Origin of the sequence: Mycoplasma sp. 'Moose RK', assembly GCF_015708155.1 — a bacterium.
Taxonomy (GTDB): domain Bacteria; phylum Bacillota_I; class Bacilli_A; order Mycoplasmatales; family Metamycoplasmataceae; genus Mesomycoplasma.
In genome coordinates, this window is record NZ_JADDYD010000001.1 from 371,070 (window position 1) to 389,926 (window position 18,857).

Below are 18,857 nucleotides of genomic sequence, written 5' to 3' on the forward strand. Positions count from 1 at the left end.
TTGCATTTTTTTTAATGCAAAAAGTGATTTTTTAAAATTAATTGATTCTTACTAAAAATTTACAATTTTTTTGTCAGTAAAAATAATTTTTTCCATTAGTTTTTGCTGACAAAACGCTGAAAAAATTATTTTTTTGAGAATATTTTTAGTTTTTAATTCACAAAAATTCCCGGAAATAGGACATTTTTGTGAATTACTTGTTTTTTTAATAAAAATAAAATAAAAAAAAAAACTTTGAATTTTAACAAATGGTGTATAATTGTGGAAGATAGTGGAGAGAAACGGAAATGTTTGGAACTATTTTCAGAGTATTGGATGAAAAAAATAGAATTGTGATGCCACCTGCTTTTCGAAATGAACTTGATGGCGACTTCTATATTTCAGCCAATTTAGAAAAAATTCTTGAAATTAGAAGCCAAGCTGAATTTGACCTTATCGCTCAAAAAATCGGAAAAGCGAATTCACTTGATCCAAAACTTCGTGATTTTGCAAGGTATTTTTTTGGCAACACAGTCAAAATCTCCGTTGACAAACAAGGAAGATTTTTGATCCCCAAAAATTTACTTGATCTTGCTGCTATCGAAAAAAAACTATATTTAATTGGTGTTAATAACAAAATTGAAATTTGACCTGAGCAAAAATATGATGAATTTTATGCCAAATTTTCTGACTCTGAAATGACAAAAGATCTTGAAAAAGAACTATTAGAATCAGGGGTAGAATTATAAAATGCACTTACCTGTTTTGCTTAAAGAACTAATTTCAGCCTTGCAGATTAACCCTAGTGGATGCTATGTTGATTTAACTTTAGGACGTGGCGGCCATTCAAAGGAGGTTTTGAAGAAATTAACAACAGGAAAATTAATTGTTTTTGATAAAGATTTTGCAGCTTTATCCAAAACGAAAGCAGAACTTTTAGCAATTAGCCAAAATGTTGAATTTATTTGAGCTGATTTTTGCAAGTTCGATTCCTACTTAAAAAATCTTGGAGTTGAATTTGTTGACGGATTTGTTGTCGATTTAGGGGTTTCCTCGCCGCAAATCGATAATCCCGAACGTGGGTTTTCATATTCTAAAAATGGAATCTTGGACATGCGTATGGATCAAAGCCAAAAAATTAGTGCCCTTGATGTTGTCAATGAATACTCATTTGCAGAATTAGCAAGAATTTTTACTAAATTTGGCCAACTAAAATTTGCAAAGCAGATTTCTCGAGCAATTATTGATTCTCGACCTTTAAAAACCACTTTTGAACTTGTTGATTTGGTCAAAAAGGTAATTCCAGCCGCAGTGTTGGCTAAAAAGAATCTTTTAAAAAATGTTTTTCAGGCTGTGAGAATTGAAGTCAATAATGAACTTGAATCTTTGCATCTTTTACTAGAAAAACTGCCAAAATTTCTAAAAAATGGATCAAAAGTTGCAATAATTAGTTTTCATTCACTTGAAGACAAGATTGTCAAAAATGCCTTTTTAAAACTGGTTAACAAAGCAAATAACGAGTTTTTTAAAAAAGGCAATCCAGAATTTTCCTTAAAAGTTTTTCGACCAAAACCAACAGAAATAGCTGCAAATCCGCGAGCAAAATCAGCAAAACTCCGAATTTTAACTAAAAATTAGTGACAATTTAAACATTGAAGGCGAGGAAAAACAATGGAAAATTTTAGTAAAATCATGCTAATGGGACTAGGTGATTTTGGATCAAAAATCGTTGAATCAATTAATTTTGGTCAAGCTAATTTTCCAAAATTTTTCATTAATTCACGCAATGAATATTCAGACTTCAATTTTTCAATAAATCAATCATTAATTATCGAAGAATCAGGTTTTGATTATGATTGACGCCAATCAAGTCAAACTGTTTTTAAAGAGAGTCAAAAAATTCAAGATGTTCTTTCAAACGTTAAAATTTTGTTTTTAGTTGTTGGCCTTGGTGGCGCGACTGGTTCTGGTGCAGCAGAGGCAGTCGCCAAAATCGCCAAAAAAATGGGCAAAATCACTATTGTCATTGCCACAAATCCATTGGAAAATGATTCAAAAATTCGACACCAGACAAGTTTTGATATCATTGAAAACCTAAAAAAAGTTGTTGATTCATTGATTTTAATTTCAACTGAACAAATAAGCCTTAATTATTCAACTTTATTTCTCGACGATGTCACAAAATTAATTATTAGTAACATTGAGCAGAAAATTTCTTTAATGATTAAAGCAATTTTTCAAAAAAATGCTTTAGTGCGAATCAATAGTTCAATTATTGAATCAATTTTGGCAAATAACAACTTCATTTTTGTAGCTTCAGGAGCAGCCAGTGGTGAACAACGGGCAACAAAGGCAATTGATCTTGCACTCCGTAATCATTTTGTCGATTTTGACCTTTTTTCCTCCCAAGAAATGCTAATTACAATTAATTCAAGCGGAACGATTTTACAAACTGAAATCAACCAGATTCTCAAAAAAATTCGAAAAAATTTCAATTCGGACCTAAAATTTAGCTACGGTGTTTATTTTGAACCAAGGCTCAATGACCAAATCGAGGTTGGAATCATTGCAAGCCAAAAAAAACACAGTTATGAAACTGCTAGTCAGGATAAACAAAACCTTATTTTCGCTAAAATGAGCATTTTCTAGTAAAAAAAGCAATAATTAAATCAATAAATATAGAAACAAAAGGTTTAAAAATTATAAAAAAGGCGTCCTAGTTTGTTTAGGGCGTTTTTTTATAATTTTTAAAAGCTTATAAAAAACGCCAAATGCATTTTATAGGTTATTTCTGAAAAGCTATTAAATTGTCAATACTTTTTTTTAGTGAAAATCACTAGAAAAAAGTATTGACCCAAAAAGCACATATTTTTAGCATTTTTTGGGTCAATAAAGTCATTTAAAATTTTAAAAAGTAGAAAAATATAGAAAAAAATTTGTTTTTCATGCAAAATCTGACATTTTTTGTACACATTTGGCCAAAATTCAACATAAAACTATTATCCATTAATAAAACCAAGTAGCTTGTAACTTTTATTTATTAAGTTTTTCATTGAGTTTGGTCAAATTATTTTTAGATTTTGCAGAAATCTGCAAACAATCAAGTTGCAAATTTTGACACTCTTTGGTAAGTGAAGCACGTTCTGACTGGTTTGTTTTGTCAATTTTGTTTGCTAAAATTTGAATTTTTAAATTTTGCAATTTTAAAAATTCAATCATTTTAAGATCGAGTTGACTAAAACCAACTTTTGCATCAATAAGTAAAAAAACAAGAACAATGTACTGATTTTTTGTAAAAAAATCATAAATCATAACTTCGATTTGTTGTTTTTTTTCCTTCGAAAGGCGTGCATAACCATAACCAGGGAGATCAACAATCAATTTTTGCTGAGTTGTTCTGTAAAAATTTAATAACTGAGTGTGTCCAGGTTTACCAGAAACACGAGCTATTTTTGCGCCTGCCAAAGCATTAATCAGAGAAGATTTACCAACATTTGAGCGACCGATAAATACCAATTGCGGCTCAAAAAAACAGTTTTCTGGGCATGAACGAAGGAATTTTCACATTATTTTTCGCTTTTTCTTACTTTTTTACCAAAATGTGGTAAAAAAGTAAGAAAATAATTTAGTTATAGACCTCAAACCTTCAAGGCGTTTTTAGCAATCAAGAGTTCTTCGTTTGTCTTGATCACAAAAATTTTAAGGTGTGAATTAGGAGCAGAAATTTCTTCAATTTCTGAAAATTCACTTGGTTTTCGTGAGTTTTTTGACTCATCTAAAATCAAGTTTAAACCTGGTAAGGTAATTTTTTCAATAATTGCATGCCGAATCCGGGCTGAATTTTCACCAACACCACCAGTAAAAACTAGTGCTTGAATTTTTTTACCAACTTTATTTATGTAATTTACAAGGTAGTCAACAATTTTTTGCACATAAACTTCAAGGGCAAAACGGGCATTTTCGTTGCCATTATCAGCAGCTGCAATTACATCACGAAGGTCTGATGAAACACCTGAAAGACCCAAAAGCCCAGACTTTTTGTTCAAAAGTTGGTCGATTTCAGCAATAGAAAAATTTGCTTCTGTTGCTAAATAAGGAATAATTGACGGGTCAACATCGCCACTACGAGTTCCCATTGCTACACCAGCAAGGGGTGTAAGTCCCATTGAAGTGTCAAGTGAAGCTGAATTTTGTACAGCGCAAAGTGAAGCGCCATTGCCAATATGCATGTTGACAAAATTAACTTGATTTGACCCAAAAATTTTTTCAACTTGCAAAGTAATAAATTTGTGCGAAATTCCGTGAAAACCATACTTACGGATTCCATATTTTTCTCCAACTTGAAAGTCAATGGGATAAGTATAGTTTAATTTTGGAATACTTGCATGAAAGGCAGTGTCAAAACTAGCTGCTAGTTTTGCATTTGGCAAAAGTTTTTTGATCGCTTTGATTGTGGCAAGCGCACCTGGATTGTGAAGCGGTGCAAATTTGGCAGCTTCAGCAATTTTTGCGATTGCATTTTCATCTAAAATTGAAGGAGCACTAAAACTTGCGCCACCATGAACAATGCGAAAACCAGCAAGAACAAATTCATCAAGGTTTTTTACTACATTTTCTTTTTTTCACATTGAAAATTGGGTTTCAAGTGCTTGAGCATGATCAACAAAATTGCTATCAAAATCAAAATTTTGACCCTTAAAAGTCATTTTGATTTTACCATTTTGAAGCCCAATTCGCTCAATGAGACCAACAGCAAGCAATTTTAGATTTTCTTTTTCAAAAATTTGCCACTTAATTGATGAAGAACCAGCATTGATTACCAAAATTTTTGCATTCATTAGTTTTCCTTTTTAACCTGAAGTGCGCTAATTAAAGCAGTGTTGAAAATATCTTCAATCGTTGAACCACGTGATAAATCATTAATTGGTTCAGCAATTCCGGTGATAATTGGTCCAATTGCGCCAAAATTTCCCAATCTTTGAGCAATTTTGTAGCCAATATTTCCTGCATCAAGATTTGGAAAAATTAAAACATTGGCATTAGTCGGGTCATTTGTTTTATATTTTTGTAAGCGAACTTCACTATCAAGCGCAGCATCAAACTGGATTTCCCCATAGGCTTCAATTGGAGAATTAGCATTAAACATTTCAGTTGCACGGGTGACAAGTTCAGATTGTGGTGATTTTGCTGATCCTTTTGTTGAAAAAGATAAAAATGCAGGTTTTGGTTCAAAACCAAGTTGCAAAGCAAAATCAACAGCATTTTTGGCAATGTCAACAAGTTGTTGCTCATTTGGCGCGATATTTACAGAAATATCGCTAAATAAGTATTTTTGTGATTCTTTGTGTACAATCATCACTGAGGAAATTGTTTTGATGTTTGCTTTTGGACCAATAACTTTAAAAGCTGCCCGCAAAATTTCAGCAGTTGGGTAATTTAGGCCACCAATTACGGCATCAACTTGTTTAGTTTTTAACAACATTGCCCCATAAAATGCAGGTGATTCAAATTGTTTTGAAGCAGATTCAAAAGTTTCTTTACCCTTGCGGAACTCAACAAATTTATCAATAAATTCAAGTTTCATTTTCGGGCTGATTTCATGCTGCTCAATACTAAGATTAGGGTCGATTTTGCTAACTAGCAAAATTGGTTTGATAAGGTTTTTTGCTTTAAGTAATTTTGCTGCTTCAACTGCTCGTGAATCAGAACCATCAATAATTAGCACTGATTTTAGGCCACTTTTTTGATTTTCTTGCTCAAGGCGAGTTTGTAAATATTCTTGATATGTCATTTTTTTCCTTATGTTTAATTATGTAATTTTATTAATTATTTTTAATTTTTATGTTAAAAAATAAAAATAATTAAATTTTCAAGTTGAAAATTTTGTTTCCAAGGCGAATATATTCATTAATTTTTTTGTCAAGCATTGCAAAGGCTTGTTCATAAATTTTTGGATCAGCCAAATCAACACCAGCTTTTTTTAAAATTTGGCTTGGCCAATCTGAACCACCTGCGGAAAGAAATTTTTCAATGTAATTTTCAAGTGCTTTTGGTCCCTCAGTTTTGTATTTTTCAAAAAAGACACTAGCAACAATGTAACCAATTGCGTATTTGTAAACATAGTAACCATAATAAAAATGGGGCACAATAACACTATAAATTAAGGGTTTTTCGTCAGGCATATTCAAATTTGCCTTGTATTTTTCCAGAATTTGCTTATAAATTTCTGCAAAACTTTGATAAGAACTAATTGGTTCACCTGCATCGATTTTTTTATATAAAAAGGCTTCATAATCAGCTCAAATAACTTGACGCTGAACGGTACCAATGAAAGTTGAAATGCTTTGCGAAAGAATTTCAAAACGGAAATTCTCATCTTTTTGACTTGCTAATAAATAATCATCAATCATTAATTCATTAAAAATTGAAGCAATTTCAGCAAGGAAAATCGGGTAATAGCTATTATGGAAATCCTGTTTTTTATCAGAAAAATAAGAATGGAGCGAGTGCCCAAGTTCATGACCTAAAGTGTGAACTGAATTAAGTGTAAAGTCAAAATTCATTAAAATGTATTTTTTTTCAAGACCATAAGAACCACCAATTGAATAAGCACCACTGCGTTTTGATGGTACATAATGATAGTCAATTCAGCGTTCTGAAAATGCTTTTTCAACAATTTTTAGATACTCATCTCCTAGTGGCTCAACCGCTTTTAGCACGATTTTCTGGGCGTCCTCAACTGAATAATTGTCCTTGATTTCAACAAGTGGTACGTTGCGATCCCAATAATTCATTTTGCTACCAAACTTTGCTTCATAAAAAGCTTTGTGAGCTTGCGAAAACTTGTTAAAAATCGGTGCTGCTGATGCAACATATTCAAATAATTTTGCCAAACTTCCTTCTTCAAACCGGTCAGGATCAAGACTTGATGCAATCAATGAAGGAAAATTGCGCATTTTGGCAGCAACTGAATTTGCTTTGATATGTTGATACAAAAGATTGGCAAAAGTGTTTTTATGACTAAGATAGGCCAAATGGTAATTTTCATAAGCCTCTTTACGAGCTTGTGGTGAACCTGTTTTTAAATAATTAAAATAATTAGTGCTATTTAGGGGCAATTTTTTGCCATTTTCATCAGTAATATCGTTGAAAATGGTCTCTGAATTTGACAAAATTGTGAAAAAATTGTAAATTGAAATTTCACCAAAAGCTGATTTTGCCAAATATTCTTCAACTTGATCATCTAATTTGTGTTTTTTATAATCAAGTTGATAATTAAGGTCTTTTAGGTAAGGTTTGACAATTGGATCAGTGATTCAAGAACGGATTTTGTCCTCATTTTTGTAAAAAATTACATCAGTTGAACCCATTTTTGCTTCATAATTTGCCATCATAAATGCAAATTTGTCATTAAGTTCGCTAAAAATGGGGTCAACAACATTTGTGCTCATGTTGTTGCTGATGTAATTATAAATTTTGTTGTGCTTGATTCCAAAATCAGTTTCAAGTTTTTTGAAATGAACGTAATTTTCAGCACTTTTAAATTGATTGTCTTTGAATTCAATCAGTTTTTCACTTAAGGCAAGCAAATCACTAAAATTCTCTTCAATCGTTTTGCCTTCAAGTAAAACTTCAAGGTCAAAACGATATTTTTCAGGAATTTCCTTGTATTCTTTAAAATCCATAATTCTCCCTTCGTTTTTATTATGAACTTAAATTATATAATAAAAGCTGGTAAATTTTAATACCTTTTCAAGTTAAAGAAAATTGCCGACTTTTTCCTAAATTTTTGCTTTTTTTTGACAAAAATTATGATATAAATTTTAAAATTATTAGTGAAAATTTTGCTTAAAAATACTTGTTTTTTTAAGGCTAGTTTGCAACATTACAAAGGCATTTATCATTTTTTCTTTTGAAATGATTTGTTTATTGTTGTCTTTTTTCTAAAATTCTAGTTACTTTTTATTGATAAATTATGGTATAATTTTGCAATCAAAGGTGGAATTTATGAGTTTAAAAAACATAATTAGGAAGCCTAAAAGCAAAAAAATGTTGTTATTTTTAGGATCAACTTTCGTTGGGCTTGTATTTTTTAGCACATTCACTGGCGTTAGTTTGACAATTAAATACAACGGTAAACACCCGCGTCAAGAAGTAAAAGAGTTTGCAAAAAAAGTTAATTATGTTGCTTTTCGACCAGAAAAAATCGCAACAAATGATGATTTTTTCACAATTAAAGAAAAGCTTTTTATAAAAAATGTTTTAAAAGAAGACTTGAATTTAAACGATTTTTTAGCATTTTACGGAAATGATGAGAAAACAGGGCAATTGGTAAAAATTCCAAGTGAGGGTAACTCTAATTTAATAAGTTTTGAGTTTGTTGAAATAAAATTTGATGATGTAAATCAAAATTTTACTGTCGCCTTTCGTGCAAGACAAATGCAAAAAAATGGTGAATTTGCCTATTCTGACTTGTTTTTGCAACCAATTTCTTTTTATAAAGAAGCAAAATTTTTAGCTGCTGATTTTAGTTTTGCTCTGGAAAAATTAACTAAATCAATCACCGAAAACATCCTTGATTTGCAGCCAATTGTGACAAATTTTGCTAATAATAATCCAAAACCACGGGCAAATAAATTGGTTCGTTCCATCGATTTTGCGCAGGAAATTAATAGTGCAACTACTTCCAATGAAGTAGTTGAAAAAATTGGTGAATTTCTTCCAGAATTAAAAGATTTAATTTCCAAAATTCAAAATTCTAATGATAATAAGATTCCAACAGAAAATTCACCGATTTTTAACTTTGATTTTGTAAAGGACAAAGCAAGTCAGCAATTTACTGTTATCCAAAATGAAATTCCAAGCCTATTTATTAAAGCAAAACTGACTCCTGTTGCAACTAAAATGCTTGAAAATCAAAAAAAAGACCTGGCAAACCGTATTTTTACAATTAATTTGCAAACAAAGGAAAATTCTTCACCCTTCATTTCCGTTGATAAATTTTTTCAAGAAATCAAGTTAAAACCGCTAAAATATGTCACAGAAGAAACTAAAAATTCGCAAAAAACGCCAATCGCTTCACAAAATCCTTTTGATTTTTTTGCCAAAATTAAATCAGCCAGTTTTTTGACCAAAAAAGAATATTCTGTTTATTTAGAAAAAATGATAAATTCAGTTTTAGTTGAAAATTTAAGTCTTGATTTTGGTAAATTTAGTGCTTTAATCCCTAAAAATCAGAATGCTGTTAGTTTTGAATTCGACCCTCAGGGCGCCAAATTGAACGCTGAAAATGACATTTATACCATTGAAATCCCATATAAAATTTCACTTAGTGAATCACTTTTTAATTTTAAGATTGAAAATACTAAAATTATTCAAGAAAAACAGTTATTTTTGCAACTAAAAGGCTTTATGCCGACTGCAAAAATTATTCAAAATCAAGAAAAAAATGGCAACAATTTACTAATTCCTGGAACACAAAAAACTTTAATTTACACAAAACCCTTGCTTTCTAATATAGAAAACAAGGGTTTTGACAACTTTGTTTCCACTTTCGGATACCCATTGAACGCAAAAATGCCTTTTGTAAAAAAAGAATTAGAAGAACTTTTGGCCAAACAAAATTTTCAAAAAATTCAGGAAAAGCTATCATCTTCAACCGGTTATAACTATAATTTTGATGATTTTGAAGCAAAAATTAGGTCTTGGGTGGGAAAAACAAATTTACCAAAAATTTCCCAGTTTGCCAAATTTGAAAAAGAGGAAAAAACTGTTGATTTTAGTGAAAATGAAAATGATAAAAAATTACAAATTGCAACTTTAAATTCCCCTGTTTTTTTCAAAAACCCTTCAGATGTAGCGGCTTTTTTTGCAATTCTAGTTAAGAAACAACCTCACGAGGTTGCCAAAACATTGTTTTTGCTTGCAAAAGCTTCAGGACTTTTCAAAAATAATCGTTCCTTGCTTTCGATTTTTGAAAATAATCAGGCCGATATTTTCCAAATTGCTTCCAAAATTAGAGTTGACAACAAAAAAATTCAGGTTCTAAGCATCAACGATCAGCACCTTGATGTTTACAATCAAGGCTTTTTTTCAACACTTTTTCTACCAAAGTCAATTAAAGACGAAATTGGCGATAAAATTCAGACCTTATCTGATACAGAAATTATCAAACTTTTACAACAAAAACGCATTTTTACTGACACAAAAGTGAATTTTTCCCGTGCACAAATCGAAAATGACTACAAAAATGCTACTCAATTCTTGAATTTAGCAGATATTTTGCTGGCTTTTTACCTTAAAGCAGCTCAACTTGATAATTTTTTGGCTTGATCAAGTATTGATTCTAACATGGATTACAAAATTGTTTTTGAAAAGGGTGGTGAAATTTCCAAGTCTCGCTTTGAAAGCGAAATAAAAAAGGCAACAAATCCAACAGTTACTGAGGAAGTTCCCCTGAATTCTTCTGAAAATTCGAACCAAAACAATGAATTTTTAACCCTTAATTTTTATTATAAAATTGGCAAAATTGGTAACAATAATTCACTAACATATTTTTATCAAAGTCCTGCAAAAAAAATTCTTATCAACTTTACTAATAAAGAAAAAGATGAAAATTTACAATTAAAAAGAAAATTGGATGCTGCAATTTCACAAATCCCATCAAATTTTACAAATTTTCAACTAGAAGATGGCAAATTTAAAGAAATTATAGAAAAATTTGAAAAAAGTACTCAAACTCAAAATCAACCTGAAGTCACAAAAAGTTCTGATTTTCAAGCCTTTTTTGGTCAGAATCTGCCCAATATTGAAAAAATTGAAACTTATTTTTCGGAATTTTTTAAGGAAAGGACGGTTAAATTTTTTATCCAGCCAGCTTTTGAAAACTCGCTTAGCGAGTTTAAAAAGAGTTTTTTGGTCAATGTTGCAATTGAACTTAAAACACAAAATAGCACAGCAAATAATGTGTCTGGAGGAAGTGCAAACCAGCAAACTGACAAGGAAAATTTAATTTTTGCAAATTATAAATTCAAAATTACAATTGAAAAAATTGCGAAAAAAGATAATTAGTACAAAAAAGGATTAAAAATGCAAAAAAATACCTGAAAAACTTGGAAAACAATCATAATTGTTGCTTCAATTACACTAACTGCCACAATTGCAACTGCTGTGCCGCTGGGAATTTTGTCTTACAATCGTTCCTATTATAGCAAACTACACGAAAATCCGGAAACTTTGAATCTTAAACAAACAGAAAACCCTTTTACAAACAACTTTGCAGAATTGACAAATAATCTTGTTGTCAAAGATCAATTTCAAAAATTATCACCAAAAATTGCTCTTGATTTGGCTAAAAGTCAAATTTATAATTTGGACTTGCTAACTTTAGTGAACTTAGAAAAACTTTATCAGAAAAATTACCAAATAAGTTATGATCTTCGCAATGCTAGTGTCAGTGGCGGTGCGATTAAGGGCATTGTCCTTTTTGTAAAAGTAGCAAATACTAACCAGGTTTTTTCAAAAGCTGTGGAAATCAAGGGTTTTTCAACAAAACAAAACCTTGAAACCGACTTGGGAAAATACGAAATTGACGAAACTAAATCAGCAATTGTTGTAAAACCGAAGGAATTTATTTCTTTTCCTGAATTCAAAGAGCAGCTTCAGAATAGTTTTGTGCAATTTTTAGATTCAGAAAAGCAAAAATTTCTAGCATTTGAAAAAGCGCTTTTACAAACTAAGGGTTCCTACAGTTTGATAAATATGCTTGGTTTGCCATCATTTATTCGCCAAGGACAAATTCTTGAACCAAGTTTGCAGGGTAATAATCTCCAATTTTCAACAAAAGATCAAAAACAATTTTTGCACTTTGAACTTCAACAAAATGACCAAAAATCACTTATCAAACTGGAAATTCGTGGTTTGCCGACTCAAGACGAATTTAAAAAAGAAATTACTGGCTGGATCAAAGAAAATTTAGCTGATAAAATTCAATTAAAATCGGCAATTCAGACAGATTTAACAGCAAAAAACTTGTCACTTTCTCGCGCTTTTTATGATGAAAAAGTACCAAATCCACAAAATTTTTCTGCTAAGAATTTTGCAGATTTATTTGACCACATTGAAAAAAGTTTTTCAATAAATACAATTAAATTAAAAAAATACAATGCAATTGTCAGTTTTGAAACACAAAAAATTGACAAAATTGACGGCGAAACCAAGACAAACTTACTCAAAGATGACAAAATTCGTCTTGAAGTCACCGTAAATGTGACTAAAAAAGTTAATTCTAAAACAATTAAAATTGCAGATTTTACCTTCAATTGGGATCTAAAGCCTGATTTAAATGCGCTTTCACGAATTTTTGCCAAAAATTTACCAAAACAAAATGCGCAAATTTTTTCACTTAAAAAGGCCGAAAATTCAATCGCCCTAAGTTCAAATAAGTTAACCAAAATAATCACTGAAATTAAGGATTTATCAAAAAATCTTAATCCTGAAGCGCCTGATTTAAAGCTGGTTGGTCAATTATACTTGCTTGATTTTGGTAAAATTGGTTCTGAAAGTGAAATTTCAAATTACAAATCTGAGCTTATTGAAATCGCAAAAAAAGTGAAAACCGAATTAGTAAATGTACAAAATTTTTCTGAAAATTCAACCGCTCAACAACCAAAAGACGACAATACACTTGGTAAAACTATCTGAAAAGCCTTGAATTTACAGCATATTTTGCTTTCAAATAACGTAAGACCTGATTTTGTTGTTGAAAATAATGGAAACCAATTTAGTCTAGAATTCAACATCATTTCAAACAAAGATAGCAGTAAGCTTGCATCCACAAAAATTATCATTAATGATGTTGTCAGTTCAACACAAAGCAGTTTTGATGTTGCTACCAAGTTTTTCCCAACTTTTTTCCTTGATGGAAAATCAAGTTTTTCCAAAAAAGATGAAGAATCATCTGTCTACAATATTCACGATTTATCTGACAATAATATACAATTTGAGGACAGTTACACTGGCAAAAATAGAGCTACTTTAGAAGGTTTTGAGATTAAAAAAGCAATTAGATTCAAACAAAATAATGAATCAGAACAACTAAAAGTTGCTAGTGAAAAAACCGAACCACATTTAAACGAAGCGCCACTAACTCGCCTGAATTCTGGAGTTATTTACCTTGCATTTCGCCCAAAAAATATAGGGGATTACAAAAAACATTATTTAATTTCGGATGTCGATGGAAAAGGGCTTTTTATTCAAAAAATTCATGAAAGCAAATTTGTAAAAAAATCAAGAATAATTGAAGCTTTTAATAAAGGCAATGATCAAAAAGGTTTTCTTTTACTATCAAACTCAAATACTGCTGAAGGAGAGAAAGAAAAAAAGAACTTAGATTCTTTTGTGATTGGTCTTGATTTTAAACAAGTTGCGAATCTTTCTGCTTTCAAACAATATTTTAAATCAAAAGGAAGTTCATATCTTTCTGCCAATATTTTTTCCAATAGTCTTGTTGATAAATCTGCAGTTATTTTAGGACCTAATTCCTGAAATCCACCGAAAAATTTTGCTGGCGACATTGTTGAAAACAATGGTTCTCCGCCAATTTCTGCATATCGTCCTGAAATTCAAATTGCAAATCGAATTTCTGAAAATCGTTTTTATCGTCAGGAACTGAAAACAACAGTACCAATTTCAGATCTTGATTTACAGCCTATAATTGACCAGGATCAAACAATCATTTTGGAAATTATTAAAACTCCTTGATCAATCAAGGTAAACGCTTTTTCTTCAACAAACAATCAACTAAATTCGCCATCAACTGTCAGTTTGAGTTCACAATTGATCTATAACATCGATCCTTTTACACAAAAATGGGATCCATTACCAAACTTTTTTAATTTGGATTGAGCACAAATTGGCCCAAATCCAAATCGCAAATCCAAAACTATGCCGACTAGAGTTGCCAGTGAATCTAGCCAAGAATCTTCTCAACAAGACTCAAATTCATCAATAATTCTGAAAGCACTTGCAGTTTACAATGACCCTCAATTGACAAATGAATCTAGTTCTAGTGTGCGCGATCAAATTAAAAGTAGTTTCATTGATGCTTATTTAAAATAAAGATTTCTGAATGTGCAAAAAAAAAAAAAACTAATTTAGACCAAGATGTAGCATTTTTTTATTTGGCTACCAAAAATTTATTGATGATGCTAAAAATCTAATTGAATTTTATAAAACCAACAAGGAAAAAATGTACGCAAACACGAGCGCAATCAACAGCATTTGGTACAAAAAGTTCGCTAACTTTTTGCAAAATTTGCGCCTTTAAAAATTTTCAAGCAAAATCGGCCTTTTCTATCCACAAAACTTTGCAATCAAGAATTTTTTCAAAGGAATTTAGATCAAACCAAACATTATAAATATCAAAACTAACAAAAAGACCCCTAATAGTCCGGCCGCTTGCTACTTTTCAACAAACGGGCCCGAGACATCTGGCAGCAGAATTTTCAATTTGATGGTTCACTTGCATTTCTAAATCGTCTCACAATCAAACGATGTCACTAATACTAATTATTTTTGATCAGAACAATCTTGCTAACCACCTTTTGGCTGCAGTTATTTTGAAAACTAGCAAACACAATCTTGCCAGCCAAATTGAAAAATTTTATCTTGAATATCACTGATTTTTCGGTCACTTTTTTAGCACAAATCTTGGTATTTTCATACAAATTTGGGCTAAAATTTTAATGTTCAATTTTTTTGGCAATTCATCTAATTAAAAACATTTTTTTGCTTGTCGATTCCATCCGGAAAAAGACTAGTTTTAAAATTTGAAGCACTTTTGTAAAGCGAAGAAAGCGCTGCTCAATAGGACTTTTTTTGAGTCGCGGTGCTTGAGGAATCACCATAAATTAAGTCATATTTTGGAAGATTATACCCGCCATAATAACCAGAATAATCTTGACCATAGGAACGCAAATTCAAAGTTAAACTTGCTGAAGCAGTTGAATTCGAAGCATAAACAAGACTGTAAATTTCGCCATTTTTAAGAAAAACAGGACTTCCAGATACTCCGTTTGTGGCTGTGAAATTATCAATAATTGTTCCTAAACCTGCGTTTAAATATTTTTTTGTCTTTCTTTCATTTGAAGATTGATCAAAATAGTGCAACTTTGCGTATTCGTTTTCAAAAACTGGCGCTGAAATTAAAAAATCACTGAGCCCAGGCAGATTTACGAAACTACGAAATGACCTTGATCAAGCAAATTCAGATCCGCCGTTAATTAAAGGATCAGTTGGATTAGTTGAACTAAAAAGGCGGAAATTCTTGTTAGTTCAAGGTGAAACACTGTCATTTCTTAGTTCAAAATCGGCATTACTATCAACTGTTGAAACTGTAGGATCGCCAGCGGTGCCACCGTAACCTAGAACATAAAAAGGTGTTTTTTCAATTTTTTCGTATTGATTTTTTTGCAAAGGATTAAGATTGACAACCTTTAAGTTTGAACTTTTCATTTTTTCGTAAAAATCACCAGTGATTTTTTTAGCACTTGCTTCATCAGAAAAATTAATTTCTATAACTGCAAAATCAAGGAGATCACCGAAATCCTTAAATTCTGGTTGTTTGCTATAAGTTGAAAATTTAGTGTTAAACATGTCAGATCCAATTACAATTGTGCGTACATTCATTGGTTTTGTAGGGGTTTTCCTATCAACATGACCATAATCACTATCTTTCCCGATTGAATCAGGTTCGACAATTTCGCGCCCGGTGTTGTATAAGTTACCTTCAGTTTCTTTAATATCAATTTTAACACTGACGTAATTTTCACTATCGTTTCCACCACGACTAGTTGGTAAAACCGAATTCAAAGGAATTTGTTTTTTCAATTTTGTGAGCATGATGCTTTTTGTGTTTAAGCGAAGATCTTTTGTATTATAATTAGAAAAATCGCGGCCAGCGATTTTGTCACTGGAAGTGTCATTGGCAATTTGCAAATTATTTGCAACATGAGCATTTGTCAAAAAGAACCATTTTAGAGGGTATTTTTGCGGATCATCAGGAATTTTGTAGTCTAAAATTGCCGCAGTTCCGTAAACTCTTGATGAAACAACAGCATAATTATTATTAAATTTTTGGCGTGAATCATTAACAATTAAGTTTTCAATTCTAAGCGAAACAACGTTGTCAATCAGATTTTTGTAATCTTCTGAAACAATTCGTCGTGGTAATCCGATTCGATTTGGACCACCAAAAGTATAATCACCATCTTCACTAGCTTTTCACCAAGCCGGAGTGGCAAAACCACGCTGGTAATTGTTGAATTTTATTCCGGTAATTTGACCAGATTGGTCAAAATCTGGTAGCGAAAAAGTGCGAAATTGAGCATTTTCATACAAAGGTTGATTAACTTTTTTAGCTTTTTCAGCCAATTTTGCGCTAATTTCCGAACTAATTTTTGGAAATTCTTTTGGTTTTTCAGGAATTTGGCTTTTTTCACCAAATTTAAGCGAATTTGCTGAAAAATTTGAATTTAAACGGTACCAATTTCATTCTTTTTGGGGAAAATCATTTTCATACTGATCAAGAATTATGCGAGTTCCGTCATTGTTAAAACGACTAAAATTTTGTCCAGAAGGACGGGAATCATTGATAGCATCGTTGATTTTTGGATCTTCTGGTCTTGGATTTTGTGGTGGATGTTCAATTTTTGGCTTTTTTTCCTTTTTGCGAAAAAGATCTTTAAGCGAACCAAAACTAAGTTTTACAACATCTTTTTGCTTATTTAAATCAAAATTTGCCCTTTGGGCAACTTTAGTTATTGCACTAAAAATATTTTCAATTTTTTCAGTTGTTTGCTGTTTTTCAATAGGATCAATTGTTTCTTGACTTAGCAATTCATAAATTGTTTTTTTGGAATCTTCACTAAATTTTTCAAAAGATTTTTGGTCACTTTGACTAAACAGAGTTTCCAAATTTGCCTCTAATTTTTGAAAAACAAGTTCTTGGCTTGAGGTTAAAGTTCCTGGCTTTTGCTCCTGATTTTCATGAGAATGGTCTGAATCTTTCTTGGAAATTTTAGTTTCAGCAGCATTTTCAACTTTATTACCACAAGAAATTATTGCAAAAGGAATTAGCAAAAATGGGAAAAAACACCTGATTTTCATTAAACATCTCCATTATAGCCGTTTTGCACTTGCGTAGTTCCACTATTCTTCTTCACTGAAACTTGTACACCAGAAAAACTACCAATTTGTGACAAAATACTTTGATCTTCGACATAAACATTACCAACAAAGCGATAACGGGAATTTGCTGCCTGAATAAAGGCTCTAATTTCATCAATTGCATCACCTTTTGGTGTCCCTGATAAATAAATACTTGCTGGTTTTGAACTTACATTGCCACTTTGGTCACGAAACTCAATTTGCGCTCCACCAGGTTCGTCAAAAGTAAGACGTGAACGAAGTTGTGCGCCATTAAAATCATCTCAATTTGCAACAAAATTGTTGCTTGCATCAAGTCCGAAAGTTAGTTTTTTAAACTTTAATTTGCGAAAACCACGGTAATTTTCATTGGCATAAGGATCATCTTTCCAATTCTTAAGATGATTGTTAAAAGTTTGATCATGTTTTTCAAAATTAATCCCTTTGAGTGATTTAATTTTTAGTGACCGTGAAAAATCAAGATTTATAGGTCAGCCACCTTTTCCACCAGAAGATCCTTGAAAAATTCGTTGGTTAATTTTTGAATCAAAAACGATTGAAAGCCCTTCTTCAACTTGCTGGATACCATCATCTTTGTCTCAAGAAAGGGTGTTAAAAATAATTGATCCTGGGATTTTTTCATCGGCATTATTACGATGAAAAGTAGCAGCATTGTTGTAATCAAAACTAATGTAATCAATATTTTTTAATGCATTTGGGTTGATTGCCCAATTTTCTGAAAGGGTGTTAATGTTTGAATAAAGTTCAAGTTCATCTAACTTTAATTTTTCAAGCGGTCGCAAATTCGCAGTTGCATTATAATTATCTAAGAAGAGTGTTAATTTTTTGATTGAAGGCGGAATTGATTGTAAAATTTTGCTTACATTTTGTGTAGTATTTTTGTCACCAACATTTTTGAGAACAACAGCTTCAATTTTTCCATCTTTTTCAATTACTTTTTTAAGAATTTCCTGAAATTTAGCAAAAGCATTATTGTCATTTGCATCAAGAACAATGACTTTGAGCGGTTTTCGGTCTCTTTCTTCATTTTTATCATTGGGGGTATAATTGTAAATTGTCACCGATTTACCAATTGAATCATCAATTCCATTGAACTCACTTGAAACATTATTTCGGTCTCAACCCTCATAAGTTAGGTCAGAAATTGTCCCTGGTGAACGCGAATATCAAGATGGAATGTTCAAAAGCCGTCTTTTATTTGCCGATTTTAGACGATTCAAGGTCGGATTATCAGCATCATTTTCATAACCCCAAACATAAGGAGACTCGATTGAGGGCATCATCCCTTGCTGAAGTCGCTTAATTTCGTCCTCAGTTAGAGATTTTTTTGTTCTTTTTAGATCCTCAAGCAATTTTAAGTCTGTTTGGGTTTTTTCAAGTTGATATTCAGGCGCGTTGGCACCAATGAAAGTACGTAATTTTTGAATTCGGAAGCTTTCTCAAGTAACTTTGTCAACACGGTTAACATTGTATGCAGGGTTGTCAAATTGGTCATAAAAACGATTAATTTCGGCAATTTCGCTTTTGAATCCAGCAATTTTGTCTTTTGCAATTTTAATTGAATTATCAATTGCCTGGGCAATTCGGTTAAGTGCCTTTGGTAACCTAAAAAAATTTGTGATTTAAGATCCTTTGAAAAAAGGGTCTTTTTT

General features: G+C 31.4%; 13 protein-coding genes. 6 read left to right on the top strand and 7 right to left on the bottom strand.

Features of this window, described 5'->3' with window-relative positions; all coding sequences use genetic code 4:
* Window positions 1-287 precede the first annotated feature (287 nt).
* Genes mraZ through IM807_RS04210 form a run of 3 tightly spaced genes read left to right on the top strand, consistent with a single transcriptional unit; the run spans window position 288 to window position 2,628 of the window.
* The gene (mraZ, locus tag IM807_RS01290; RefSeq protein ID WP_196362776.1) at window positions 288-728 is read left to right on the top strand and encodes a division/cell wall cluster transcriptional repressor MraZ; all 441 of its coding nucleotides are present in this window, start codon (window positions 288-290) and stop codon (window positions 726-728) included.
* 1 nt (window position 729) lies between these two features.
* Window positions 730-1,617, top strand: coding sequence for a 16S rRNA (cytosine(1402)-N(4))-methyltransferase RsmH (gene rsmH / locus IM807_RS01295; protein ID WP_196362777.1), 888 nt, complete (start codon window positions 730-732; stop codon window positions 1,615-1,617).
* A 33-nt stretch (window positions 1,618-1,650) separates the two neighbouring features.
* Window positions 1,651-2,628 carry a cell division protein FtsZ gene (locus tag IM807_RS04210; RefSeq protein WP_196362778.1) on the top strand — a complete coding sequence of 326 codons (978 nt, stop codon included), beginning with the start codon at window positions 1,651-1,653 and terminating at the stop codon, window positions 2,626-2,628.
* Between the two features lie 384 nt (window positions 2,629-3,012).
* On the opposite strand, the gene yihA is transcribed toward IM807_RS04210, so the two are convergent.
* From yihA to pepF, 4 genes are all read right to left on the bottom strand, one after another.
* A complete protein-coding gene (gene yihA / locus IM807_RS01305; RefSeq protein ID WP_196362779.1) occupies window positions 3,013-3,546 on the bottom strand; it encodes a ribosome biogenesis GTP-binding protein YihA/YsxC in 534 nt (177 codons plus the stop codon).
* A gap of 62 nt (window positions 3,547-3,608) precedes the next feature.
* Window positions 3,609-4,817, bottom strand: coding sequence for an acetate/propionate family kinase (locus tag IM807_RS01310; RefSeq protein WP_196362780.1), 1,209 nt, complete (start codon window positions 4,815-4,817; stop codon window positions 3,609-3,611).
* A complete protein-coding gene (locus IM807_RS01315; RefSeq protein WP_196362781.1) occupies window positions 4,817-5,770 on the bottom strand; it encodes a phosphate acetyltransferase in 954 nt (317 codons plus the stop codon). The genes IM807_RS01310 and IM807_RS01315 overlap by 1 nt, the downstream gene beginning before the upstream one ends.
* Before the next feature lie 70 nt (window positions 5,771-5,840).
* Window positions 5,841-7,664, bottom strand: a complete 1,824-nt coding sequence (gene pepF, locus IM807_RS01320) for an oligoendopeptidase F (protein WP_196362782.1) — start codon at window positions 7,662-7,664, stop codon at window positions 5,841-5,843.
* A gap of 364 nt (window positions 7,665-8,028) precedes the next feature.
* On the opposite strand from pepF, the gene IM807_RS01325 reads away from it, so the two are divergent.
* Together IM807_RS01325 and IM807_RS04215 are read left to right on the top strand one after the other, a co-directional pair.
* Window positions 8,029-11,049 (top strand): P97 family adhesin, encoded by a 3,021-nt coding sequence (locus IM807_RS01325; RefSeq protein ID WP_196362783.1) that lies wholly within the window; start codon window positions 8,029-8,031, stop codon window positions 11,047-11,049.
* 18 nt (window positions 11,050-11,067) lie between these two features.
* Complete coding sequence (locus tag IM807_RS04215; RefSeq protein ID WP_196362784.1) at window positions 11,068-14,097, top strand: P110/LppT family adhesin N-terminal domain; 3,030 nt, start codon at window positions 11,068-11,070, stop codon at window positions 14,095-14,097.
* A gap of 97 nt (window positions 14,098-14,194) precedes the next feature.
* On the opposite strand, the gene IM807_RS01335 is transcribed toward IM807_RS04215, so the two are convergent.
* On the bottom strand, window positions 14,195-14,506 hold the full coding sequence (locus IM807_RS01335; protein ID WP_196362785.1) for a hypothetical protein: 312 nt from the start codon (window positions 14,504-14,506) through the stop codon (window positions 14,195-14,197).
* A 25-nt stretch (window positions 14,507-14,531) separates the two neighbouring features.
* Between IM807_RS01335 and IM807_RS01340 the strand changes: the two genes are divergently transcribed.
* Entirely contained in the window at window positions 14,532-14,756 is a 225-nt protein-coding gene (locus IM807_RS01340) for a hypothetical protein (RefSeq protein WP_196362786.1), read from the top strand.
* Here the strand turns inward: IM807_RS01340 and mip are convergent.
* Both mip and IM807_RS01350 read right to left on the bottom strand, forming a co-directional pair.
* Complete coding sequence (gene mip, locus IM807_RS04220) at window positions 14,749-17,145, bottom strand: Ig-specific serine endopeptidase MIP (RefSeq protein ID WP_196362787.1); 2,397 nt, start codon at window positions 17,143-17,145, stop codon at window positions 14,749-14,751. The two genes, IM807_RS01340 and mip, sit on opposite strands and share 8 nt — an antisense overlap.
* A complete protein-coding gene (locus tag IM807_RS01350; protein ID WP_308699298.1) occupies window positions 17,145-18,827 on the bottom strand; it encodes a putative immunoglobulin-blocking virulence protein in 1,683 nt (560 codons plus the stop codon). The genes mip and IM807_RS01350 overlap by 1 nt, the downstream gene beginning before the upstream one ends.
* Window positions 18,828-18,857 lie beyond the last annotated feature (30 nt).